The 23,146-nt window shown below is 70.7% G+C and carries 20 protein-coding genes and 2 tRNA genes; 17 read left to right on the top strand and 5 right to left on the bottom strand.

Annotation, left to right across the window (positions count from 1 at the left end; genetic code table 11):
* Positions 1–144 precede the first annotated feature (144 nt).
* On the top strand, positions 145–2,232 hold the full coding sequence (locus tag QF032_RS13970; protein WP_307042890.1) for a hypothetical protein: 2,088 nt from the start codon (positions 145–147) through the stop codon (positions 2,230–2,232).
* 195 nt (positions 2,233–2,427) lie between these two features.
* The gene (locus QF032_RS13965) at positions 2,428–3,657 is read left to right on the top strand and encodes a glycosyltransferase family 2 protein (protein ID WP_307042887.1); all 1,230 of its coding nucleotides are present in this window, start codon (positions 2,428–2,430) and stop codon (positions 3,655–3,657) included.
* A gap of 36 nt (positions 3,658–3,693) precedes the next feature.
* Here QF032_RS13965 and QF032_RS13960 read toward each other — a convergent pair whose 3' ends face one another.
* A complete protein-coding gene (locus tag QF032_RS13960; protein ID WP_306952323.1) occupies positions 3,694–5,094 on the bottom strand; it encodes a polysaccharide pyruvyl transferase family protein in 1,401 nt (466 codons plus the stop codon).
* Between the two features lie 256 nt (positions 5,095–5,350).
* Here QF032_RS13960 and proB point away from each other — a divergent pair, with 256 nt between their 5' ends.
* The 5 genes from proB to QF032_RS13935 all read left to right on the top strand — a co-directional run bounded on the left by proB (position 5,351) and on the right by QF032_RS13935 (position 10,411).
* Entirely contained in the window at positions 5,351–6,457 is a 1,107-nt protein-coding gene (gene proB, locus QF032_RS13955; RefSeq protein ID WP_306956100.1) for a glutamate 5-kinase, read from the top strand.
* Positions 6,458–6,610: 153 nt separating this feature from the next.
* On the top strand, positions 6,611–7,120 hold the full coding sequence (locus QF032_RS13950) for a hypothetical protein (protein ID WP_307042885.1): 510 nt from the start codon (positions 6,611–6,613) through the stop codon (positions 7,118–7,120).
* Positions 7,121–7,216: 96 nt separating this feature from the next.
* Entirely contained in the window at positions 7,217–8,503 is a 1,287-nt protein-coding gene (locus tag QF032_RS13945) for a glutamate-5-semialdehyde dehydrogenase (protein WP_307056124.1), read from the top strand.
* Between the two features lie 131 nt (positions 8,504–8,634).
* Positions 8,635–9,207, top strand: a complete 573-nt coding sequence (locus tag QF032_RS13940) for an SCO2584 family spore wall biosynthesis protein (RefSeq protein ID WP_444875762.1) — start codon at positions 8,635–8,637, stop codon at positions 9,205–9,207.
* Between the two features lie 136 nt (positions 9,208–9,343).
* Positions 9,344–10,411 carry an SCO2583 family membrane protein gene (locus QF032_RS13935; protein ID WP_307042883.1) on the top strand — a complete coding sequence of 356 codons (1,068 nt, stop codon included), beginning with the start codon at positions 9,344–9,346 and terminating at the stop codon, positions 10,409–10,411.
* Between the two features lie 51 nt (positions 10,412–10,462).
* On the opposite strand, the gene QF032_RS13930 is transcribed toward QF032_RS13935, so the two are convergent.
* Positions 10,463–11,620 carry a M48 family metallopeptidase gene (locus tag QF032_RS13930; protein ID WP_307042881.1) on the bottom strand — a complete coding sequence of 386 codons (1,158 nt, stop codon included), beginning with the start codon at positions 11,618–11,620 and terminating at the stop codon, positions 10,463–10,465.
* A 127-nt stretch (positions 11,621–11,747) separates the two neighbouring features.
* Here QF032_RS13930 and QF032_RS13925 point away from each other — a divergent pair, with 127 nt between their 5' ends.
* The 7 genes from QF032_RS13925 to QF032_RS13895 all read left to right on the top strand — a co-directional run bounded on the left by QF032_RS13925 (position 11,748) and on the right by QF032_RS13895 (position 16,248).
* Entirely contained in the window at positions 11,748–11,909 is a 162-nt protein-coding gene (locus tag QF032_RS13925) for a hypothetical protein (RefSeq protein WP_266717635.1), read from the top strand.
* Positions 11,910–12,054: 145 nt separating this feature from the next.
* Positions 12,055–12,219 carry a hypothetical protein gene (locus tag QF032_RS13920; protein ID WP_307042879.1) on the top strand — a complete coding sequence of 55 codons (165 nt, stop codon included), beginning with the start codon at positions 12,055–12,057 and terminating at the stop codon, positions 12,217–12,219.
* Positions 12,220–12,316: 97 nt separating this feature from the next.
* A complete protein-coding gene (nadD, locus tag QF032_RS13915) occupies positions 12,317–12,943 on the top strand; it encodes a nicotinate-nucleotide adenylyltransferase (RefSeq protein ID WP_107443980.1) in 627 nt (208 codons plus the stop codon).
* Positions 12,944–12,959: 16 nt separating this feature from the next.
* The gene (locus QF032_RS13910; protein ID WP_307056123.1) at positions 12,960–14,792 is read left to right on the top strand and encodes an LCP family protein; all 1,833 of its coding nucleotides are present in this window, start codon (positions 12,960–12,962) and stop codon (positions 14,790–14,792) included.
* A gap of 149 nt (positions 14,793–14,941) precedes the next feature.
* On the top strand, positions 14,942–15,388 hold the full coding sequence (rsfS, locus tag QF032_RS13905; RefSeq protein ID WP_107443982.1) for a ribosome silencing factor: 447 nt from the start codon (positions 14,942–14,944) through the stop codon (positions 15,386–15,388).
* Entirely contained in the window at positions 15,385–16,056 is a 672-nt protein-coding gene (locus tag QF032_RS13900; RefSeq protein WP_307042875.1) for a histidine phosphatase family protein, read from the top strand. The genes rsfS and QF032_RS13900 overlap by 4 nt, the downstream gene beginning before the upstream one ends.
* A 119-nt stretch (positions 16,057–16,175) precedes the next feature.
* A tRNA-Ala gene (locus tag QF032_RS13895) sits at positions 16,176–16,248 on the top strand.
* A 92-nt stretch (positions 16,249–16,340) separates the two neighbouring features.
* Here QF032_RS13895 and QF032_RS13890 read toward each other — a convergent pair.
* Positions 16,341–17,132: a helix-turn-helix transcriptional regulator gene (locus QF032_RS13890; RefSeq protein WP_307056122.1), complete on the bottom strand. Its 792-nt coding sequence runs from the start codon at positions 17,130–17,132 to the stop codon at positions 16,341–16,343.
* A 502-nt stretch (positions 17,133–17,634) separates the two neighbouring features.
* Here QF032_RS13890 and QF032_RS13885 point away from each other — a divergent pair.
* The 3 genes from QF032_RS13885 to QF032_RS13875 all read left to right on the top strand — a co-directional run bounded on the left by QF032_RS13885 (position 17,635) and on the right by QF032_RS13875 (position 19,740).
* Positions 17,635–19,056, top strand: a complete 1,422-nt coding sequence (locus QF032_RS13885) for an MFS transporter (protein WP_307056121.1) — start codon at positions 17,635–17,637, stop codon at positions 19,054–19,056.
* Between the two features lie 245 nt (positions 19,057–19,301).
* Positions 19,302–19,535 carry a hypothetical protein gene (locus QF032_RS13880; RefSeq protein WP_003976229.1) on the top strand — a complete coding sequence of 78 codons (234 nt, stop codon included), beginning with the start codon at positions 19,302–19,304 and terminating at the stop codon, positions 19,533–19,535.
* Positions 19,536–19,667: 132 nt separating this feature from the next.
* Positions 19,668–19,740, top strand: a tRNA-Ala gene (locus QF032_RS13875).
* Positions 19,741–19,883: 143 nt separating this feature from the next.
* On the opposite strand, the gene QF032_RS13870 is transcribed toward QF032_RS13875, so the two are convergent.
* On the bottom strand, positions 19,884–21,494 hold the full coding sequence (locus QF032_RS13870) for an NADH-quinone oxidoreductase subunit NuoF family protein (protein WP_306952331.1): 1,611 nt from the start codon (positions 21,492–21,494) through the stop codon (positions 19,884–19,886).
* Positions 21,491–22,807, bottom strand: coding sequence for a cytochrome b/b6 domain-containing protein (locus tag QF032_RS13865; protein ID WP_307056120.1), 1,317 nt, complete (start codon positions 22,805–22,807; stop codon positions 21,491–21,493). The genes QF032_RS13870 and QF032_RS13865 overlap by 4 nt, the downstream gene beginning before the upstream one ends.
* Positions 22,808–23,146 lie beyond the last annotated feature (339 nt).

Raw genomic sequence — 23,146 nt, 5'->3', positions numbered from 1 at the left:
GTCATTGATTTTTCAGGCCTCTGTGGATCCCTGTTTACGGAGAATTCACAGAGGCCTGTATCCGTAAAGCTTCCGAAATCTTCACAATGGATTTTCCGGACTTTTTGCACCTCTGACCGGCCCCCTCCCAGAGCAGGTTTCTCCGTGATATCCACTGCTATTCGCGTCGCCCGCGTGGGCAGCGTGGCCGAGCTGGCCGCGGCGGTCCTCATGATGCTGGGCTATCCCGGCCTCATGGCGTCCGCGCTCGTCCCGAGCGCCCCCGCCTTCGCCGCCGCGGCCGCCGTGACGTACCTGGCGGACCTCTATCTCCATCGCAAGCGCAGTCGCCTCATCGACCTTCTGGTCAAGGTGCGGGCCGGCATGGCCACCCGCTTCCTGGTCCGTGAGCTGCTGCTGATCCTGCTCCTGGCCAGGCTCGACCTCTCCGAGGATCCGGTCTTCTACGCGGCGATCGCGTGCTTCACGGTGTTCTTCGGGCTCCAGGCTCCGCACAGCGCGCTGGTCACCCTGATCGACAAGCGCCGTCAGATGCCGGTCGCCACCAGGAACGTCGACCTGGCCTCCCGGCTGCGGATCCCGGACGCCCCGCCGCGCCTCCTGCTCGCCGACGCCACCGTGAAGATGCTCCACCTCGACCTCGCCGCCGTCGTGGGCCTGCTCGTCGGCGCGGTCACCGGCTCGCAGCGCGCGGGCTTCGCCGGCATCGGCGTCACCCTGGGCCTCGGCGCGCTGTACGTCCTCGTGCTCGTGCCGCACCTGCGGGCGAGGCGGCTTCCGCCGAAGGCCGACAAGGTCCTGGGCGCGCTCAGCGCCTGGCTGCGCGAGTACCGGCCCGAGACGGTGCTGTACTTCTCCGGCTCCGACGACTCCGCCTACCAGGTCAACATGTGGCTGGAGACCATGGAGCAGATGGAGTCCCGGCCCCTGGTCATCCTGCGTGAGCGCGTCATCCTGGAGAAGATGGCGCCCACGTCGGTCCCTGTCGTCTGCGTGCCCGGGGGGGTGCACCTGATGAACATGGACCTGTCCATGGTGCGGGTCGCGTTGTACTGCGCGAACGTCGGCAAGAACATCCACCTGCTGCGCGTGCCGACGATGAAGCACGTCTTCATCGGCCACGGCGACAGCGACAAGGCCGCCAGCGTCAACCCGTTCAGCAAGGTCTACGACGAGGTGTGGACCGCCGGCCGGGCGGGCCGCGACCGCTACGCCATCGCCGACGTCGGCATCCGCGACGAGGACATCGTCGAGGTCGGGCGTCCGCAGCTGGCCCCGATCCGGGCGGTCGCCCCCGAGGGCGACGTCCCCACCGTGCTGTACGCGCCCACCTGGGAGGGCTGGGACGACAACCCGGGCAACACCTCGCTGCTGCTGGCCGGCGAGAACATCGTGAAGAAGCTGATCGCGGCCGAGCCCCCGGTCCGCGTCCTGTACAAGCCGCACCCCTTCACCGGCACCCGCAGCGCCAAGGCGGCCACCGCGCACCGGAGGATCACGGCCCTGATCAAGAAGGCCGCCGCCGAGCGCGCCGGCGACCCGCGGTTCACCGCGGACCCGGCTGCGCAGGCCGCCGCCAAGTCCGAGCTGACCCGCCTCAAGGCCCGGCTGGACGGTCTCGCGCTCGCCTTCGACGCGCGGGCCGACGAGGCCGTGACGAGCCGCGACGGCATCGTCGACGTCCGTAAGCACGAGGAGGCCGCGCGGCTGCGCGCCGACTGGGACGACGCCTACTGGCGTTCCTTCCCGTCCTTCGAGCACCGGGTGATCACGGGCGCGGAACCGCGGCTGTACGACTGCTTCAACGCCTCCGCGGCGATGGTCTCCGACATCTCGAGCGTGGTCTCCGACTTCATCGCGAGCGGCAAGCCGTACGCGGTCACGGACTCCGCGGAGCTGGGGGCCGAGGACTTCCGGCGGCAGAACACCGCGGTGCGCGCGGCCGTCATCCTCGGAAACGGGGCGGCCGAGCTGGACCAGCTGCTGGACGCGGTGCGCGACCCGGCCGCCGATCCGCTGGCCAAGGACCGCAAGGAACTCAAGGAGTACCTGCTCGGGCCCGACCAGCCGACGTCGTTGCAGCGCTTCGACGCCGCCGTCACCCGTCTGGCCCTGAAGGCCGAGGCGCGCAACGTCAGCCAGCAGTCCCTCGGGGCAGCGGCGGCGGAGGCCTCGGTGGGCGCCGCGCCGGACGACGGAGCGGCGCTGCCCAAGGGAGTCGCGACCGCCTGAGGCCGCCCAGCCCGCGGCGCCGCCGCGATGCACGACGAGCCGGGCCCCCGGAGACCACTCTCCGGGGGCCCGGCTCGTCGTGCATCCTGTGATGTGGAACACGTACCCGTGTGCGAGCAACCCGGCCCGTCTGTTCGTCGTCTATCGGGTATCCAAAGCAGTCTTGTCGGAACGTTGTGGTGGTGAGAGGGAAAAGTGGCCGTTGCGCAGCCTGACGTCACGGTGGTCATAGGGGCGTACGAGGCGATGCCGTACCTGGTCGAGTGCCTTGCCTCGGTCGAGGCGCAGACCATGGCCCCCGGCCTCATCGAGGTCATAGCCATAGACGACGGCTCGCGCGACGGCACGGGGGAGTGCCTGGAGGAGTTCGCCGCCCGCGCTCCCATGGCCGTCACCGTGATCCGGCAGGAGAACTCCGGCGGCCCCAGCGGCCCGCGCAACGTCGGCCTCGCCAAGGCGACCGGGCGTTACGTCTTCTTCCTCGACGCGGACGACCGGCTCGGCGCCGAAGCCCTGGAGCGCATGGTCGCCATGGCCGACCGCAACGGCACTGACGTGGTCCTCGGGCGCGTCGAGGGCATCAACCGCAACCCCCCGAAGTCGATGTGGGCCAAGACGCTCGAGCGTACGGACGTCTTCTCCTCCAACATCAAGTTCACCCTCAGCGCGCAGAAGCTCTTCCGCCGGGAGTTCCTGCAGCGCCACGACATACGCTTCGACGAGTCCCTGTGGACCGGCGAGGACGCGCTGTTCACCATGGAGGCCTATCTGCGGGCCGACGGCGTCTCCGTGGTCGCCGACTACACCTGCTACTACCTGGTGGGCCGCAGCGACGGCAAGCACGTGACCAAGAGCGGGAGTTACACCCTGCGCTTCGACTCCGCGCGCGCCCTGATGGGCCTGCTGGAGCGGCTGCTACCGGCGGGCCCCAAGCGGGACGTGCTCATGGTCCGCCCGTTCCTCGTCACCGTGCTGCCGCAGTTCGGGCCCGTCTTCCTCAGGAACGACGAGGAGATCCGGCGCACCAAGATGGAGCTGGCCCGGCCGCTGATGGACGCCTACTGGAACGAGGGCGTCGCCCAGCGGCTCAAGGTCCACGAGCGGCTGCGCCTGGAACTGGTGGCCCGGCAGCGCCCCGACCTGCTCGTGGACGTCCTGGAGTTCATCAAGGCCAAGAGCGAGCCGACGCCCGTTCTGAAGAAGCGCAACACCCAGCTCTACCTGGCCTACCCGCACTACGGCTCGCGAGACGCCGGCCTGCCCGACCGGATCTACCTCGCCGAGCCCCGCGAGGCCTCGGCCTACCCGGGCTGGCGCAAGGACACCGCCGAGACGTTCCTGCGCGGCTTCGCCCGCAAGGTCCGCAGGCGGCTGCGCAGATTCCGCCGGCCCCCGACGCGCCCGGGCGGCACCGCGGCGGCCTGAGCCGGAGCCTCGTCCCCCGGGGGAGCGGGGACCGGGCTACTTGCCCGGCTTGAGGGCGCGACGCAGGGGACCGCCCACCGCACGCCTCGCACGGCGGTAGATCGAGGGGGCCGGGATGACCGCGGCGGCCCTGGCCGCGCCTCTCGCGCCGGACCGGCTCTTTGCCAGGTCTCGCCTCAACTGGGCGTTGGTGGAGTCCAGTTCGCTGATCCGCTGCTGGAGCCAGCCGAACCGGCTGGTCAGCGAGGCGAGGTCGGCGTCGTTCCAGGGACGCACACCCGCCGGGAAGGACAGCGAGCGCAGCTTCTCGTCGAAGGCCCGGCCGCCGTCGCCGTGGGTGAAGGTGTTCCGCAGCCCGTTCTTGTCCAGGAACGCGGTGAACCGGTCGAACCGCTCCTTGTGGTTGCCGGTCAGCCCGCTGAAGTCGGCCTCCTCGTAGAGGTCGGCCGGGTCGAGGTCCGCGGGCGTCTCGCTGAGGAGCCGGTGCGGAATCTCGAAGTAGCGGCACAGCTCCAGCGTCCGCGAGTCGAAGGCGAGCACCGTCGCGGGGGTGCCGGCCAGCAGCGCCGCGATGTTGCCGTGGATGCGTGAACCGAACGAGTAGTCGAACTCGCGCAGGTCGTCCAGCCAGGTGACCGGGTCGATGTAGACCCGCGCCTTGCCCGCCCGGTACATCGGGTGGTCCGGATGGGTGGGCATCTCGGTGACCCTGCCGCCCACGGAGTCCGTGTCCCGCCAGTACAGCTGCCTGGCGTCGGTGAGGTTCTGGCCTATGTAGAGCAGGTTCGGATAGCGCTCGTTCGTCCGGGTGATGATCCGGTGCAGTCCGCCGCCGCGCACCGCGGCGTGCGAGCCGTTGACGGCGATCCGCGACTCGGCGGTGAGCGCCGCCGTCCTCTTCTCCACCGGCAGCCGGTCGCCGTGCAGGAACATCGAGGGGCAGCCGATGACCTCGACGTCCCGGAAGCCCATGTCGTTGAGGTACTGCTCGGTGAACTCGCCCCGCACGCCGATCGTCGCGCTGCGGTCCAGCACCGCCGCACAGAAGGCGCGCACCGTGGCCTCGATGGGCTTCAGCCGCGCGGCCTCGTAGGCCACCCCGGTCTGCGCGCCGACGCCCAGCACCACGACCGGGATCCGCAGCTTCCCGATGAGCCGGGTCAGCCGTTGCAGAGACTGCTCGAAGGTGGGCCGGAAGGCGTTCGCCAGCGGGACGACGAAGGCGTCGTACTCCTCGTTGATCCGGGCCGCCGCGTTGGCGTCCGTCCGCATGCCGTTCGAGACGACCTCGGTGTCCGGCGCCATGAGGATCTTGTGCGCTGCGTCACTGAAGATCAGGTTGCCGGAGTTGGTGGCCATGACGTCGCGGTGGAGGGCTTCCTCGACGGGGACGACGTCGAAGGGGCTCTTCCCCGACCTGAGGAGTATGCGCTTCACACCGCGAACTGTAGGTGACCCAAACTTGAAAATAAATTTGTGTTCTCTTCAAATTCTACGAGGAACCAACACAACCTTTTTGCCGTATGCAAATGGTGAGCAAACGGTGACGTTGTGTGCTCGCCGCGCTTCGCCGCACTGTCCGCGAAATGAAACCCCGAAGCGCTCCCGGGCCCCGTTCGCGTAGATTGCCGGGCAGGGCAGCCGTGGACCTACACAAGGGGCGAAGAACAAGGTGGCAGGGGCAAGGCAGGCCGTGGGCGAGGCCCGCAGGATCGTCGTCAAGGTCGGCTCCTCGTCGCTGACCACCGCCTCGGGCGGCCTCGACGCCGACCGGGTCGACGCGCTCGTCGACGTCCTGGCCAAGAGCCGCAGCGGGGGAGAGAAGGAGATCGTCCTCGTCTCCTCCGGGGCCATCGCCGCCGGGCTCGCCCCGCTGGGACTGCGCCGCCGCCCCAAGGACCTCGCCCGACAGCAGGCCGCCGCCAGCGTCGGCCAGGGACTGCTCGTCGCCCGCTACACCGCCTCGTTCGCCCGCTACGCCGTCCGTGTCGGACAAGTGCTGCTGACCAGCGACGACATGAGCCGCCGCGCCCACCACCGCAACGCCTCCCGCACCCTGGACAAGCTGCTCGCGATGGGCGCCTTCCCGATCGTCAACGAGAACGACACCGTCGCCACCGACGAGATCCGCTTCGGCGACAACGACCGGCTCGCGGCCCTCGTCGCCCACCTCGTCCACGCCGACCTGCTGGTGCTGTTGTCGGACGTCGACGGCGTCTACGACGGCGACCCGAGCACACCGGGCACCTCGCGGATCGCCGAGGTGCGCGGGCCCGACGACCTCGCGCACGTGGAGATCGGCAGCGCCGGCAAGGCGGGCGTCGGCACCGGCGGCATGGTCACCAAGGTCGAGGCCGCCCGGATCGCGGCCGCCGCCGGCATCCCCGTGGTGCTCACCAGCGCCGTCCACGCGGCGGACGCCCTGAGTGGCGGGGACACCGGCACCTACTTCCGCCCCACCGGCAAGCGCTCCGCCGACCGGCTGCTGTGGCTTCAGCACGCCTCCACCCCCCAGGGCTCCCTGACCCTGGACGACGGCGCGGTACGCGCGGTCGTCGAGCGGCGCACGTCCCTGCTGCCGGCCGGGATCGCGTCCGTCGAGGGCGAGTTCAGCGCGGGCGACCCCGTCGAGCTGCGGGACGCCCGGGGGCGGGCGGTCGCCCGCGGTCTCGTCAACTTCGACGCCAAGGAGATCCCCCAGCTGATCGGACGGTCGACCCGGGACCTGGCACGCGAACTGGGAGCGGAGTACGAGCGTGAGGTCGTCCACCGGGACGACCTGGTGATCCTCCACCCGTAAACGCGCTCGAACGATCCGTACCGGTGGGGGACGTTCCGTGAAACCGCCCCGCGGAGGCGTGCGGCCTGCTCAACTTTGTCTCAGGGACACGGCCGCGGGTGACCGCGGCGAAACGCGGGACATCCGCACGAGCGCTGCGTAAAGGAGGCCGTCGTGAGACGAGTGCGCCCTGGGGTGGCAGCGGCTCGTGGGAGCACCGGCGGGGCCGGTTCGGCGGCGCCGCGCACGTCCGGCGAGGAGCGCGCCCTGACCAGCGTGGCCGCCGGTGAGCGCTTCCGGGCGCAGACGGTCGCCGAGTCGAAGGGCGGGCAGCCCGTGGAGATCGCCCGGCTGTGGCACGTCACCCTCAGCGTCTCCGGCGAGGAGGCCCCGGTGCAGGAGGTCCGGCGGGCTCTGGAACAGCTCGCCCACGATCATCCGTTCCTCCTGACCAGCAGATACGCGGGCGATCACGCCGAGATCCGGTACTGGGAGGAGGCCCGCGACCTGCATGACGCGGCCGCCGTCGCCCTGCGCCTGTGGGGCGAGCACCGCCAGACGGCCGGCCTGCCGCCCTGGGAGATCGTCGGCCTCGAGGTCATCGACCGCCAGACGTACCACCAGCGCATCGCCGAGGGCTACGGCCCGGCCCCGGCGACGCCCGTGGGGGTCCACCCCTACTGACGCCGCTCGCCGCCGCGCCCGGAGAAGTCCCCCCGGGGAATCTCGGGGTGTGGAACGAGCGGTGAACGGGCCGGTGCGGCGCACTACCCTTCCCTTATGACCACGCTCTCGCCGTACGACTCCATGTCCCCGGTCACCCGGGCCGCCTACCGTGCGAAGGGGGCCGCCGCCGACCTCGCGCCGCTGCCCCGGGCCGCCAAGGACGACGCGCTGCTCGCCATCGCGGACGCGCTGGAGGTCCGTACGAGTGACATCGTCGAGGCCAACGCCAAGGACATCGCCAAGGCCCGCGAGGCCGGCACCAGCGAAGCGATCGTCGACCGGCTGACCCTCACCCCGGAGCGGGTCCGGGCCATCGCCTCCGACGTGCGGGACGTCGTCGCACTGCCCGACCCGGTCGGCGAGGTCGTGCGCGGCTCCACTCTGCCCAACGGCATCGACCTGCGCCAGGTGCGCGTCCCGCTGGGCGTCGTCGGCATCATCTACGAAGCCCGTCCGAACGTCACGGTGGACGCCGCCGCGCTCTGCCTGAAGTCGGGCAACGCCGTCCTGCTGCGCGGCTCCTCCTCCGCCTACGAGTCGAACAGCGCCCTCGTCCGGGTGATCCGTGACGCCGTGGGCGGGGCCGGGCTGCCCGCCGACGCCGTGCAGCTGGTGCCCGGCGAGGGCCGGGACAGCGTGCGCGAGCTGATGCGCGCCCGCGGACTGGTCGACGTCCTCATCCCGCGCGGCGGCGCCTCGCTCATCCGGACCGTGGTCACCGAGTCCACCGTCCCGGTCATCGAGACCGGCACCGGCAACTGCCACGTCTACGTCGACGCCCACGCCGACCTCGACATGGCGATCGACATCCTGATCAACTCCAAGGCCCACCGGGTCAGCGTCTGCAACGCCGCCGAGACCCTCCTCGTCCACCAGGACATCGCCCCCACGTTCCTGCCCCGCGCCCTCGACGCCCTCGCCGAGGCGGGCGTGACCGTGCACGCCGACGAGCGCGTGCTGGCATACGCCGAGGACTCCAAGGCGACCGTCGTCGAGGCGACCCCGGAGGACTGGGAGACCGAGTACCTCTCCTACGACATCGCCGCCGCCGTCGTCGACTCGCTGGACCGGGCCGTCGAGCACATCCGGCTGTGGACCTCCGGCCACACCGAGGCCATCGTCACCACGTCACAGCAGGCGGCCCGACGTTTCACCCAGCTGGTCGACTCCACCACGGTGGCCGTCAACGCCTCCACCCGCTTCACCGACGGGGGCCAGTTCGGCTTCGGCGCGGAAATCGGCATCTCCACCCAGAAGCTGCACGCCCGCGGTCCCATGGGTCTGCCGGAGCTGACCAGCACGAAGTACATCGTCACGGGCGACGGACACGTACGGCGCTGACCCGGGCGGCGGGAACGCCCCGAACGGCCGGGTGCGCCGCCGCGCGGCGAACGCCGTGAAAGGCGTCTCGTCCTGCGCATGAATTTTCCGTCCGCCTGCCCAAAATGACCCTCCAGGTCTACTCTGGACACGTGCCGGAGGACGTGGGGGGTACGCCGTTCCCTGACGGCTGGGAGCCCGACGACGACCACGACCGCGGGGTGTCGGACGAAGAGTTCGCCTCCGTGGTCTTCGACGAGGCCTTCGTACGGGCGGCCGTGGTGCACGAGCCGACCGCCGTCGAACGTCTCCTTGCCGCCGCCGAGGCGAGAGCCGAGGCCTCGGAGGCCGAGGCCCGCAGAGCCCGCGCCAGAGGCGACCGCTTCGAGGACGTCTACGGTGCGGACGATTTCGGCCACGATCCGGACCTCGACGACCCGGACGCCGACCTGACCGAAGCCTGGGAGCGTCACTACGGCGCCCACGGGCCGTACGGCAGACAGGTCCGCTGGCATCGTCCCGTGGCCTGGATGCTCGCCCTGGTCATGGGCGTCGGCATGGTTGCGCTGGCTTTCGCCGCGGTCTACCGGGGCACCTCCTCGGGCAGCCGTGACCAGCTGCCGTCGCCCGCCACGACCGGACTCGAGCAGGGGAGCGTGCCACCGCCCTCCGCATCCGCCGACCAGTCCCGGCCACCCGTCTCGGCGGTCCCGCGGACTCCCTGAACGTCTGCACGAACGCCTGTACGACGCAAAGCGGTACGAGCCCGTACGCGCGCGGGCGCCCAGCTGATGAGCCCCTGTCAGAACTTGTCGTACAGCGGGGCGTTTACCCGAGGTCCGTGCGACCTACCCTGAAAGTATGGCCGGCCCTGGAGACCCACCGGAGGGGACACCCGAGGGCACTTCCGGAGGTGAGGACGAGTACCGATCCGTCGTCTTCGACGAGTCGTTCATCCGCGCTGCCCGCATCCAGGAGTACTCCGCGCACGAGCGCCTGACCGACCACGCCCCCGCCGTCCGCCGCCGCCCCGCGCGACGACGCGGCGGCCTGTCCCGGCAGGCCCTGGCCCTGGTACTGCTGATCGCCATTGCCTTCGGCACCGCCGTCTACATGGGCTTGCGCAACCCCTACCAGACCCAGACGGCCCGCCGCACCGCCGAACCACTGCGGATGACCGTCATCCCGCTCTCCCCGCAGGGAGCCGTGCCCGGGGCGGCCGCCCCCGAATCGCTCTTCGCGCACAGCCCCGCCGCGCAGTTCCGCATCGGCGCCGAGGGCGTGCCGCTGCCCGCCTCCCGGCGCACCGCGCACTTCTCCGACAGCCAGGTCGTGGCCGCGCTGACCACGGCCAAGGAGTACATCGTGCACTCCTCCCTCTATCCGGAGGTGCTCACCGGGCAGCAGGTGCGGCCCGTGCGGGCGCTCATCGACGCCGACCAGCTCGACCAGTTCGACGAGAGCTTCAGCCATCCCGCCGCCGACGGCCGGCACGCGCCGACCGGCTGGCTGGTCCGCTTCGACCCCGCCCTGGCCCAGTTGGCCGACCGCAAGGTCCGGGTCCAGGGGACCTTGCAGGCCGCCGAGACCGACTCCTCGACCCTCGAGGTCACCGCGGACCACACCCTCGTGTACGCACTGCGGCCCGCGGGCGCCGCCGCCGCCCCGGCCTCCCTGTTCACCGTCCGCCGTGAGCTGCAGTTCCGCTTCGACCGCGAGGACCTGCGCACCCACCAGCTCCAGCTGATCGTGTCCTACGTCCAGGCGGGGCCGCTCTCCTGCGCCGAGGACTCCACGAACCACCTGCGGCCACTGCTCGCCGGCCAGACCGCGAAGTCGGGCGGCCCGGCCGGTACGGACCCCTATGCGACCGGCGGCGCGACGGCCCTGTGCGGGGCCCTGGCGACGAGCGCGCAGCCCAGGGTGTGAGGCCGGGGCCGAGAGGGACGGGGTGTGAGGCCGGGGCGGTGGAGCGGAGCTTTACTTGTCGCCGTGCGGGGGCGTGTCCTTCGGGCCCTGCGCCCCGCCCTCTCCGTCCGCCTCGTCCGAGCCGTCGCGCGGCCGGTCCTGCGACGGAGTCGGGCCGGTGAAGCCGTCGAAACCGCGCCGGACGCGCCCGCCCAGGCCGCCCGCACCGCCCGCTATGTCGCTGACCAGCTTCATCAGCGGGTCCTTGGAGCTCTTGACGCTTGTCGCGTAGTGGGCGGCGGACTCCCGGAAGGAGTCCGTGACCGAGGTGTCCTTGTCCTCGCTGCGTCGGGGGTAGTGGCCGTCCATGATCCGCTGGTGGTCGCGGGACTCCGCCCACTTCTTCAGCTCGGCCGCACGAACCGTGGTGAAGGGGTGGGTCCGGGGCAGCACATTGAGGATCTTCAGTACGGAGTCGCGCAGGTCGCCGCCGGCCTCGTACTCCTCGGCCTGCTTCAGGAACGCGTCCACGTTCATCTCGTGCAGGTGGTTGCCGCCGGCGATCTTCATGAGACCCCGCATCGAGGCCTTCACGTCCTGGCCGACGAGGAGGCCGGCCCGGTCGGCGGACAGCTCCGACTTGCGGAACCACTCGCGCAGCGCCGTCACGATCGCCATGATCGCGAGGTTGCCCAGCGGGATCCAGGCAACCCGGACCGCCAGGTTCGTCAGGAACAGCAGGATCGTGCGGTACACGGCGTGCCCGGACAGCGCGTGACCCACCTCGTGCCCGACGACCGCCCGCATCTCCTCCTCGTCGAGCAGTTCGACGAGGCCGGTGGTGACCACGATGACCGGCTCGTCCAGGCCGATGCACATGGCGTTGGGCTGCGGGTCCTGGTTGACGTACATCGGCGGGACCTTCTCCAGATCCAGGATGTAACAGGCGTCCCGCAGCATGTCGTTGAGGTGCGCGAACTGCTGGTCGGAGACCCGCACGGAGTCGGACAGGAACAGCAGCCTGAGGCTGCGCTCCGGCAGCAGCCCGCTGAGCGCCTTGAACACCGTGTCGAAGCCGCTCAGCTTGCGCAGCGCCACCAGGGCGGAACGGTCGGCGGGGTGCTCGTACGCACGCGAGGAGATTCCCGGGAAGCGCCTGCGCTGCCTGCTCGGCACGTTGTCGTGGCCGCCGTTGTGCTTGTGGCCGTCGTCGGACATGTCTTCCCCCATGTGCGTCTGTGTGGCCCCTGTGCATGACCCTTTACGGACCCTTGTGCGGCCCTTTGCGCCCCCGAAGCAGAGGCCAGCCTAGGCGGAGTTACCGTGGACGGGCACTACACCGAAGGAGTCCCGCCCCATGGAGCACCATCCCGCAGCCGCCTGGCTCTCCGAGGCCGTCGGCGCCGCCCAGCAGCAGGGGCCGGGGAATCTGCTCCGCGTCGTACTGATCGTGATGATCCTGGGCTGTGCACTCACCGCGTGGTTCCTGTTGCGGGGATACAAGCGGAAAGACGACTGAGCCGACGGGAAGGTTCCCAATGGCGCAGTCGGCGTGATCGCCGCCGAGCCGCCCGTCTACGATGGGCCGACGTCTTTATCCCGCCCTCCCCCACTCTCGACCTCGCTCGAGCGGGGGGACCTCCATCGGATAGGTCCTGCCGAAGATGAGCCTTCACAGCGCCGCTGCCCAGTTGGTCACCCTCGCCGCCGGGGGCGAGGAGCACGGCGGCAACCACCAGAGCCTCGACCCGTTGGTCACGGGCGGTGGCGCCTTCATCATCCTGCTGCTCCTGCTGTGGATCACCACCCGCTTCAACCGCGACCGCTGAGCCCCCGGGTGTTCGGCGACGGGCAGTCCGGCATAGCGGGGCGCTCCGGACATCTGCCGGCCGGGGCCCCGCGACCGGGCCGGTAGGGTCTGCACGCATGGGAGAGCAGGACATGGCTACCGGCCCGTCGAACCCCGGCAGGCGCCGCCTCGGCGTCATGGGCGGAACGTTCGATCCGATCCACCATGGACACCTCGTGGCGGCCAGTGAGGTCGCAGCGCAGTTCCACCTGGACGAGGTCGTGTTCGTCCCCACGGGCCAGCCCTGGCAGAAGAGCCACCGCAGCGTCTCCCCGGCGGAGGACCGCTACCTGATGACGGTCATCGCGACCGCCGAGAACCCGCAGTTCTCGGTCAGCCGCATCGACATCGACCGCGGCGGCCCCACCTACACCGTGGACACCCTGCGCGACCTGCGGGCTCTCAACCCCGAGTCCGACCTCTTCTTCATCACCGGCGCCGACGCCCTGGGCCAGATCCTGACCTGGCGGGACAGCGCCGAACTGTTCTCGCTCGCGCATTTCATCGGCGTCACCCGGCCGGGGCACAACCTCATGGATCCCGGCCTGCCCGAAGGCGGCGTCTCGCTCGTCGAGGTGCCCGCGCTCGCCATCTCCTCCACCGACTGCCGTGCGAGAGTCGCCAAGGGCGACCCCGTCTGGTACCTGGTGCCGGACGGCGTCGTGCGCTACATCGACAAGCGCGAGCTGTACCGCGGCGAGTGAGCCGAGAGGGGTACCGGTGAACGACCGACACGACGCGGGGTACGGCGGCGACCAGTACGAACTCGTCGGCTACGACGAGTACGGCCAGCCCGTCTACCGGCAGGTCCCGCCCCAGCAGGCCGCACAGCAGTCCTACGACCCGTACGGGCAGCAGCAGTACCAGGGGCAGCAGGGCCAGACCCAGGGCCAGGGGCAGCAGGGCCAGACCCAGGGCCAGGGCCACGGGCAGCAGGGGTACGGCTACGACCCATACGCCACGGGCGGGCAGCAGACACCCGCCTACGACCCGTACGACACCGGCTCCCAGGCGCCCACCCCGGCCTACGACCCGTACGGCACCGCGACGCAGGCCCCCTACGACCCCTACGGGCAGACCGCCGCCGGGCAGCAGCCCCGGGCCGAGCAGTCACGCACCGCCGAGCAGACCGCCTACATCCCGCAGCAGGCCGGCCCGGCCGAGTCACCCGTCAGGGCAGGCGTGGACGGCGACACGAGGCCCGGTGGCGGCGCCGGTGACGCCGCGGCGGACGCCCGGGAGGGCGCCGGCGACGTCGGGCAGGAGCAACGGGAGTACCACACCGAGCAGTTCGCGTTCGTGGAGGAGCCCGACGGTGACTCCGAGGACGTCATCGACTGGCTGAACTTCACCGAGAACCGCACCGAGCGCCGCGAGGAGGCCAAGCGGCGCGCCCGCAGCCGGCTCGTCGCTCTCGTCGTGGTCCTGGCGCTGGTCGCGGTCGGCGGGGTGGGCTACCTCTGGTATGCGGGGAAGCTGCCCGGTCTGTCGTCGTCCTCGGACTCCGGCGCCGGCGGCACGACCGCGGCTGCCGCCCAGAAGCGCGACGTGGTCGTCGTCCACCTGCACGACACGGCCGGGGGCGGCACCTCCACGGCGCTGCTCGTCGACAACACCACGACCAAGCAGGGCACCACGGTCCTGCTGCCCAACTCCCTCGTGCTCACGCAGGACGACGGCACCACGACGACCCTCGCCAAATCCGTCGACGACGACGGCTCCGACGGGACGCGCGGCGCGCTGGACACCGTGCTCGGTACCAGCATCCAGGGCACCTGGCGTCTGGACACCCCGTACCTGCAGAACCTCGTCGACCTCGTCGGCGGCATCGAGGTCGACACCGACACGGCCGTGCCCGGCCCGAACGCCAAGAAGGGCGAGGCTCCCCTCGTCGCCAAGGGCGAGAAGCAGACCCTCAGCGGCAAGATGGCGGTCGCCTACGCCACCCACCGCGCCGAGGGCGAGGCCCAGAACGCTCAGCTGCAGCGGTTCGGCCAGGTCATGCAGGGCGTGCTGCGCAAGGTGTCCTCCGACGCGCAGGGCGCCACCGTCACCGTGCAGACCCTCGCGCAGATCCTCGACCCCTCCCTGACCGACAAGGATCTCGGCGCCTTCCTGGCCAAGCTCGCCGATCTCGCCAAGGGTGGGGACTACAAGACCGCCCTGCTGCCCGTCCAGGCCGACGGCACGCTCAGCGCCCAGGCCAGTGCGGGCGTCGTCAAGGACGTCCTCGGCGGGACCGCGAAGAGCCCCGACAAGGACGCGGCGGTCAGCGTCTTCGTCCAGAACGCCAGTGGCGCCAAGGCCAACACCGAGGACGCGCGCGTGGTCCTCCTCAACGGCGGTTTCACCTTCGTGGAGGGCGGGGCCCCGTCCGGCACGAAGGCGGCCTCCCAGGTCCTGTACGGGGACGCCGCCGACAAGGCCAACGCCGTCGAGGTCGCCAAGACCCTGGGGCTGGACGCCGACGCCGTGAAGAAGGGCGCCGTCTCCGGGAACGCCGACGTGGCGGTCGTCCTCGGCAAGGACTACAAACGCTCCTCGACCGGATGACCCCATGGGAGGGAAGCGCGGGAGGTCCGGGAGCGGCGGCCCCCCGGCGCGTGATCCCTCGATCACATGGGGTGCCGTAAGCACGTGGGGTGCCGTCGGCGGTCCGTGAGACCCTTGGGGACAAGTGTCCGCCGACGGAAAGCCGCGTAGTGACCGCCACCGACCGCTCCATCGATCTCATCAACACCGCCGCCCAGGCGGCAGCCGACAAGCTCGCGCACGACATCATCGCCTACGACGTCAGCGACGTGCTGTCCATCACGGACGCCTTCCTGCTGGCCTCCGCACCCAACGACCGCCAGGTCAAGTCGATTGTCGACGAGATCGAGGAGCGCCTTCAGAAGGAACTGGGCGTCAAGCCGGTGCGCCGTGAGGGCGACCGCGACGCCCGTTGGATCCTGCTCGACTACGTCGACATCGTCGTCCACGTCCAGCACAGCGAGGAGCGCGTCTTCTACGCCCTGGAGCGGCTGTGGAAGGACTGCCCCGAGCTGGCACTGCCCGCCGACGCCCTCGCGACCCGCGGCAAGGCCCAGGAGCACGCCAAGCTGCAGGCCGAGGAGGACGAGACAGCCGGATTCGAGGAGCTGCGGTGACACCCCCGGAGCAGACGGCGACCCGTCAGCCACGCCGTGGCCGCCGGGTCATCCTCTGGCGGCACGGCCAGACCGCCTGGAACGTGGAGCGCCGCTTCCAGGGCACGACGGACGTCGAGCTGACCGAGACCGGGGCGGCGCAGGCCCGCCGCGCCGCCCGGCTGCTCGCCTCCCTCAGGCCCGACGCCATCGTCGCCTCGGACCTCGCGCGGGCCGCCCGCACGGCCGCCGAGCTCGCCACGCTCACCGGCCTCGAGGTCACCCACGACGAGTCCCTGCGCGAGACGTACGCGGGCGCGTGGCAGGGGCTGACGCACGAGGAGATCATCGCCCGCCACGGTGCGGAGTACGCCGCTTGGAAGCGCGGCGAGCCCGTGCGCCGCGGCGGCGGCGAGCTGGAGACCGAGGTGGCCGACCGCGCCGCCCCCGTCGTCGTACGGCACGCCGAGAAGCTGCCCGAGGACGGGACGCTCGTCGTCGTCAGCCACGGCGGCACCATCCGCACCACCATCGGCCGTCTTCTCGGTCTGGAGGCGCACAGCTGGGAGAGCCTCGGCGGCCTCTCCAACTGCTGCTGGTCCGTCCTCGGCGAGGGCGCCCGGGGCTGGCGTCTGCTCGAGCACAACGCCGGCACCCTGCCCGAGCCGGTGCTCGGCGACGACGACTGAACGACCGGTCGGGACGGCGGACCTCGGATTTCACTTTCCGGCAGGTCGCAGGCTAGAGTTCTTCTTGTTCGCACCGCCGAGCGGGGCGAAACACCATGCGGCTCCGCCGCGTGGCACGAGGGGCTATAGCTCAGTTGGTAGAGCGCCTGCATGGCATGCAGGAGGTCAGGAGTTCAATTCTCCTTAGCTCCACGGATTGGCCGGTCGGCCAGTAGGTCGACACTCTGTTGAGTTGTCAAAGATCGAAGAGACCGGTCGATGTCGCTTCAGAAGGATCCCGCCCCTCAGGGGGCGGGATTTTTTGTCGTCCCGCCGCGTAGCAGAGCCGCGCGCCGCTCCGTCTGCTCGTCGTCAGGCGTGTAGACGACGATCCTGCACTCCGGCATCCCGTTGATCGTCAGCGAGGTGGAGGTCATCCGCAGCTCGCCCACCGTCGCGTGCCGGAAGACCTTCACACGACGGCCGGGCTCCGCCACGTCACCGGTCTCCCACAACCGCGCGAACAGCGGACTCGCCGCGGACAACCTGCGTATGAACTCCTCCCAGACGGGCTCGCCGGCATGCAGTCCGTAGGCCGCCCGCAGGGTTGCCACCATCAGCGGGAGTTCCTTGTCGCGGAACATCAGCGGGCAGTCCTCCTCCCGCACCGTGAACAGCCGCCACAGGGCGTTGTCCGGACCCGGTGCGCAGGCTTCGACCGGGGTGATGAACAGGTCACGGTAGACGGGGTTGGCGGCGAGGATGTCGTAGCGCGAGTTGTAGACCACGGCCGGCCGGGGCACCAGCGCGTCGATGATGCCCTGGATCTCCGGGCCCACGCTCTGCACCAGGGCCTCCGGAGCGGCCGCGAACGGTACCTCCGCCAGGTGGTAGAGATGCTCCCGCTCCGGCTGGTCCAGCCGCAGTGTGCGCGCGACGGCGTCGAGGACCTGTGCGGAGGCGTTGATCGGCCGCCCCTGCTCCAGCCAGGTGTACCAGGTGACTCCCACGCCCGAGAGCTGGGCCACCTCCTCGCGTCGCAGCCCCGGTGTGCGGCGCCGCAGCCCGGGCGGCATTCCGACGTCGCCCGGTGTCACCCGGGCGCGCCTGCTGCGCAGGAAGACGGCCAGCTCGGGCCGGCGCCGTGCCGCCGTCCCCGCCTTCGGGCGCCCCGGCTCCGCCCCCGGCCGCAGAACCGTCCGCGGTCCCGCCTCCGGTCCGCTCCCCGGCCCGGGTCCCGCCTCCGGCCCGGATCCTGCCGCCGGTCCGCTCCCCGGCCCGGGTCCCGCCGCGGCCCGTGTCCGGTGCTCCGCCCGCTGTTCCGCCCGTGCGCGCGTCTGTGTGCCTGTCCGCGTCCCCATCGTCACGCCCCCCATCGTCACGTCCCCCATGGTCGGCCTCCCGCCCGTGCTCTGCCAGGTGCTGTCAGTACCAGCATCGGCGGGCTCTCGGCACCCTTACCGGATCCTCGTCACGCTCGACGGCATGACGACGAGACCCCGGACGAGCCCGGTTCCCCCGGTTGTCCCACCCGCTTCACGTCCTGCTGCCAGTAAAGACCCCGGCACTGACAATCAGCCGCGGCGGCTGCTGGCGGTGGTGCTGGCAGCCCAGTTCATGGCACTGCTCGACGTGTTCATCGTGAACGTCGCGGCCCCCACGATCGGTTCCGACCTCGACGCCTCCGGCGCCGACCTCCAGCTGGTCGTCGCCGGCTACGCGATCACGTACTCCGTGCTGCTGATCACCGGTGCGCGGCTCGGCGACCGGTTCGGGCCCGGCCGCGTCCATCTCGTCGGGCTCGCCCTCTTCACGGCCGCCTCGCTGGCCTGCGGTCTGGCGCGGGGCAGCACCGAGCTGATCGTGTTCCGGCTGGTGCAGGGCGCGGGATCGGCGGTGATGATCCCGCAGGTGCTCAGTCTGATCCAGCGCACGTTCAGCGGGGAGGCGCGGGTCCGGGCGCTCGGCGTCTACTCCGCGGTCCTCGCGGTCGGCGCGGCCGCCGGACAGGTCGCGGGCGGTGTGCTGGTGGACGCCGATCTGCTGGGCGCCGGCTGGCGTCCGGTGTTCCTCGTGAACGTGCCGGTGGGCCTGGTCCTGCTGGTCGTGGGCGGACGCGTGCTGCCGCGGGGCGGGGGGCTGCCGGGGCGCTCGACGGCGGACGTGGGGGCGGTGAAGGAGCGGACGTCGGGCGCAGCGGCGCGGAAGGGGGCGCGCAGGATGGACTGGCCCGGTCTGGTGCTTCTGGGCGCTGCCGTGTCGCTGGTCACGGTTCCGCTCGTGCTCGGGCGGGAGAAAGGCTGGCCCCTGTGGTCCTGGTGCTCATTGGCCGCCGGAGCCCTGGTGTTCCTGCTGTTCTGCGGTGCGGAGACCCGGCTCGCCCGGCGTGGCGGCGACCCGCTGATCGCGCCCCGGGTGCTGGGTCACCCAGGGATGGCGCTCGCCGTCCTGCGGGTGACGGCCGTCATGGCGGTCAACGGGGGCTTCCTTTTCGTGCTGACCTTGCACGTCCAGGGCGGCCTGGGTTTCAGCGCGTTGCGCGCCGGTCTCACCTTCGCGCCGACGGCGGTCGTCTTCGGCGCGGTCGGGCTGACCTGGCGCAGGTGGCCTGCCTCCTGGCAACGGGCCCTGATCCCGTCGGGGTTCGCGCTTCTCGCGCTGTCCGTGGTCGCGGTGGGGCTGCTCTTCCGGGGCGGTGCCGACGGGGGCGCGTGGCTCTACGCGGCGTACGCCGGAGTGGGCGCCGGGCTCGCGCTCGCCTTCAGCCCGGCGCTGGCCGGGGCGCTGGCTGCCGTGCTGCCCGAGGACGCGGCGGACGCCGGCGGGCTGCTGGCCACGGTCACCCAGCTCGGGCAGCTGATCGGTGTGGCCGTCTTCGGCACACTGTTCTTCAACCGCCTTGAGTCACTTGGGGCCCTGGAGGCGTATAGCTCTTCGGAAGCGCTTCTCACATGCATGTTCGCGCTCGCTACGACAGCTGCCCTCGGTGCCGTGTCCGGACTGGTACTGAGGCGTCGCTGACCGTATTGGTCCGGCCGTGGCAGAATCAAACGACCGGAGGGGGCGCGGCCCGACGGGAGGGAGTAGCGATGCCTGCGAGCATCCGCGGAGAGGTCGGTCGTCTCTCCGAAGCAGCGGTGGGACGGGGCAAGGCCACCCGTCTCGGTTGCCCCTCCTGCGGTTCGGCCCATGTGGCTCAGGTTCTCGGCGACAACGGAGGGGTTTCCTACGTGTGCACGGCCTGCGGCCACAGCTGGAGCTGATCGATGGGTGCACACAGGCGGAAGTGCGACTGGTGCGGCAGCGGCACTCCGATCGTCCGTGACATGGAGCCGGTCAACCCCGACTACCAGTACTGGTGCGAGGAATGCGCGCGGGCGCTGATCATAAAGGGCGACCCGATCGAGACGTACCGCGAGCTGGAGGGGGAGCCGATCTACGGCCGGCTCCTCGAGGAGCACTGCACGCTCAAGCGGTTCTATTCGTTCGTCACCGCTTGACCTCGCAAAAGGGTCGAAATCGGACGGGGCGGAAAGGATTTGGTGGTCCGCCGCCGGACCGGTAAAGTTGGCGTCGCCGCCGGGGAAACCGGGCGGCACGGTCAAGATCGCGGCTCTGCCGCTTGGCCACGAGGGGCTATAGCTCAGTTGGTAGAGCGCCTGCATGGCATGCAGGAGGTCAGGAGTTCAATTCTCCTTAGCTCCACAGCAGATCCCGCCGGATCGAATGCGGTCCGGCGGGATCTTTTTTGCGTTCGGGCACCTCGGTCCCGGGTGTGCCGCGAGGATCGAGGCATCGGGGCCGCCTGAGAACAGGCGGCCCCGATCCGTGTGCCGTCGGCGTGCTCCTCAGCGGCCGAGGGCGCGTCGGCCGCGGCCCTGGGAGAGGACCGGGAGATTGCGGGCAGGCGCCTGCGCGCGCGTGTCCTCCTCGATGCGCAGGGCGAGCGCCGGACACCGACGCACCGCGCGTAGAGCTTTTGCCTCGGCGTACTCCGGTACCTTCGCCTGCGCCACCGTCGGGAAGCCGTCGGCGCCGAGCTGGAAGACCTCGGGGAGGATGTCGGCGCACAGGCCGTGGCCGCGGCAGAGCGTCCAGTCGACGAAGATCTTCTGGCGGCTCGAGCCGCTCTCCTCCGGCGCTCTGCCGCTCGTGATGGCCGCGGGTGCCATGCCCGCCTCGAAGAGCGGCAGAACGCCCTCCACGGGCCGTCCGCAGCCGTTGCCGAGGACGTGGGCGGCGAGGTCGTCGGTGAACGCCTTGATGGTCGACTCCAGGAACATCGCGGAGCCGTCCGGGTGCGAGCAGGCGCCGCGCCGCTTGACGTTCTTCGCGACCTGCTTGAGCGCCTCCAGGGCGGCCGGGCCGCCGCCGTTGATGATGTCCTCCAGGCCGCGCGCGGCGGCCGGCAGGCCGAGGTAGCAGGGGCCGCACTGCCCCGCGCTCTCGTCGGCCAGCCATTGCGCCACGCGCAGGGACTCACCCAGCGGGCACGTCTCCTGGCTGATCGGCAGGATCGCGCCGGCGCCGAGCGCCCCGCCCACCGCGTCGAGCGAGTTGCGGGAGACGACCGCCTCGTTGACCGTCGCCGCGTCGATCCACTTGCCGTGGTAGCCGCCGGTCAGCACGCCCTGGGGCACCGGCGGGGCGCCCGCGAGCTGGAGGACGTAGCGCAGCGGCACGCCGGTGGGGACCTCGATCACCATCGGGCGGGCGACCGCGCCGGAGACCGTCAACATGACGGTGCCCGGCTCGTCGTACAGGCCGGTGTTGCCGTACCGCTCCGGGCCGATGCGGGCGGCGATGGCCAGCTGGGCGAACGTCTCGGCGTTGGAGAGGAGGGTGGGCGCGCCGCCGACGCCGTTCTGCGAGGCGCTGACCTTGCGGCCGGGCGGGATCGGCGGACCGCCGTCGATGGAGCGGATCAGCGACGCGGCGGCACCGGTGACCATGCGGATCGGGTTGCGCTGGACGAATGCCTTCAGAGCCGACCTGCGGCCGTTGCTGAGCCCGCGTTCGGAGAGCGCGGCCTCCATGGAGCGCTGAGTGGATTCGCGGGTGACCCCCACCACGAGCGTGCGGGCACCCAGCGCCTCCGCTACGAGCAGCGCGCCGTCCAGGATGAGGTGCGGGGCACGGTTGATGAGCACCGTGTCCTTGCGGCAGGCCGGTTCGTCCTCGCTGCCGTTGACGACGACGACCGGTCGTACGCCGCGTTTGATCGCGGCCTCGGCGACCGAGCGCAGCTTCTTGTGGAAGGGGAAGCCCGCGCCGCCGCGACCCTTCAGGTTGATGTTCTCGGAGAGCTTCGCGAGGGCTTCTCCGCCCAGGGGTTCCAGCGGCCCGTGCACCTTCAGGTGCATGGGCAGGTCAAGTCTCTCGACAAGGTCGAAACCCGACGTGAGTTGAGGAAGACCGACCACGCGGACTTCTGGGACGTCGGGCAGGGCCTCGTTCACCTATAGCCTCCGGAAGGCGTGTTCCAAGGTTCGCCCGAACCCGGAGCGTCGTACGACGCACCGGGCGATGGTTCGTTGGCGGGACCGCTGTTGTACGTGTCGTTCTGGTTGTACGTGCCGTACCCGGGGTTCGTCTCACCTGTGTCGTACACGTCACGTCCGCCGGATCCCGGAGTGCCCGGATTGCCATAGACGGGGATGGTGAATCCCGTGTCCTGGAGCGGGTCGTAGACGGACTGGGGCGCCTCCCCGACCGGCGGCGGGGACGGGATCGGCCAGTTGCCCGAGGTGCTGCCGCCGTTGTCGACCCGCGGGATCGCCTCGGTGGCCTGCTGAAGGTCGAACGGCATGCCCATGCGGGCCGTCTGATCGGCGATGTAGGGCGGCTGCTGGCCGCGCGGCGGGGTGTTGACGGCGCGGTAGGCGGCCGCGAAGCCGTTCGCCGGCTCCGGGGTGGCGGGGGTGTCGTACAGCGGAGACGCCGACGGCGGGGTCATCCGGGTTGAGCTCATCGTGTCCGTCAGCGGCGAACGGCCGGAGCGGCCCTCGTACCCGGGCAGCGCCGACGAACCGGTCTCCGACACGCGCGCGCGTGACGCCTCGAGGCCGTCCATGGCGGAGCGGTCCGGCGCCCCCAGGAACGCGGTGATCCGGTCGGCGACCCTGCGCTTGAACGGGCGCGGAGCGGCGCGCAGTGCGAGGGCGGCCATGACGCCGGCCAGGCAGAGCTCGTACGAGATCATGAAGAACGGCTTCGCCGCACGCCCCGCGTACAGGCCGTGGATGAGGGCGGCGCACAGGGCCGGGTAGGCCAGCATGTGCATCGCGCGCCAGCGGGCGGCGACCTCCGCCGGCGCGGCGAACTGGTTGCGCAGCGCACCGGTGATGCCCACGAAGATCATCAGCAGGGCGGCGAGGGAGCCGAGGCCGATGAGCCCGGCACTGCCCTTGACGCCCAGGCTGAAGGGGATCAGCGCGGCGATCAGGACGGTGTGCTCCAGCGCCAGCTTGACGGTGATGTGCACCACGAGGAACGCGATGGAGCCGACGGCGGTCACGCGGTGGACGCCCTGCGCGAGGATCCGCTGACGTGTGTTGAGGATGAGCCGGTCCTGGGCGACGAGGCCCCAGATGACCGAGCAGGTGAGGCACACCAGCGACAGGACACCCGCACCGAAGTTGAGGAATGCCTGCAACTGGTCGCCGCCGACCAGCACGACCACAGGTATGAGGACCAGGACGACAGCCGTCGCCAACCCGTAGGCCGACCGGCCGGGCTTGGGGAGCGTGCTGTTACTGGAACGAGGGTTCATGGGGGCAACTCCGAGCAGTTTCGGGAAAGCGGTCCCGCTGCCGAACTCTAAGTGGCTCCATACCGATGGGTACGAGGTTTGAGTTATTGCGTTGTTATGAAACGACGATGTGGCTGTTGTGATGTCCTTTAGTGGCTGTTACGCGAAGTAACCATGACCCTGGATGCAGCTCCGACCCCCCGTTCTCGGCACAGCAACGTTGTCTCGACCATGCATACGTAAGCGCGTGGCCTCGTGCTCAAGGCCTGCGGTACCCTAACGCCATGCGTGCTGTACGCCTTCTGCTTAGCGAGCCGCGCTGATCAGTCCCGACCGCCGGTGATCGGACGGTTCGGAATC

The organism is Streptomyces achromogenes, from assembly GCF_030816715.1.
Classification (GTDB): domain Bacteria; phylum Actinomycetota; class Actinomycetes; order Streptomycetales; family Streptomycetaceae; genus Streptomyces; species Streptomyces achromogenes_A.
Note: the sequence above shows the minus strand (reverse complement) of the source record. Positions and strands in the feature narration are given on the sequence as shown.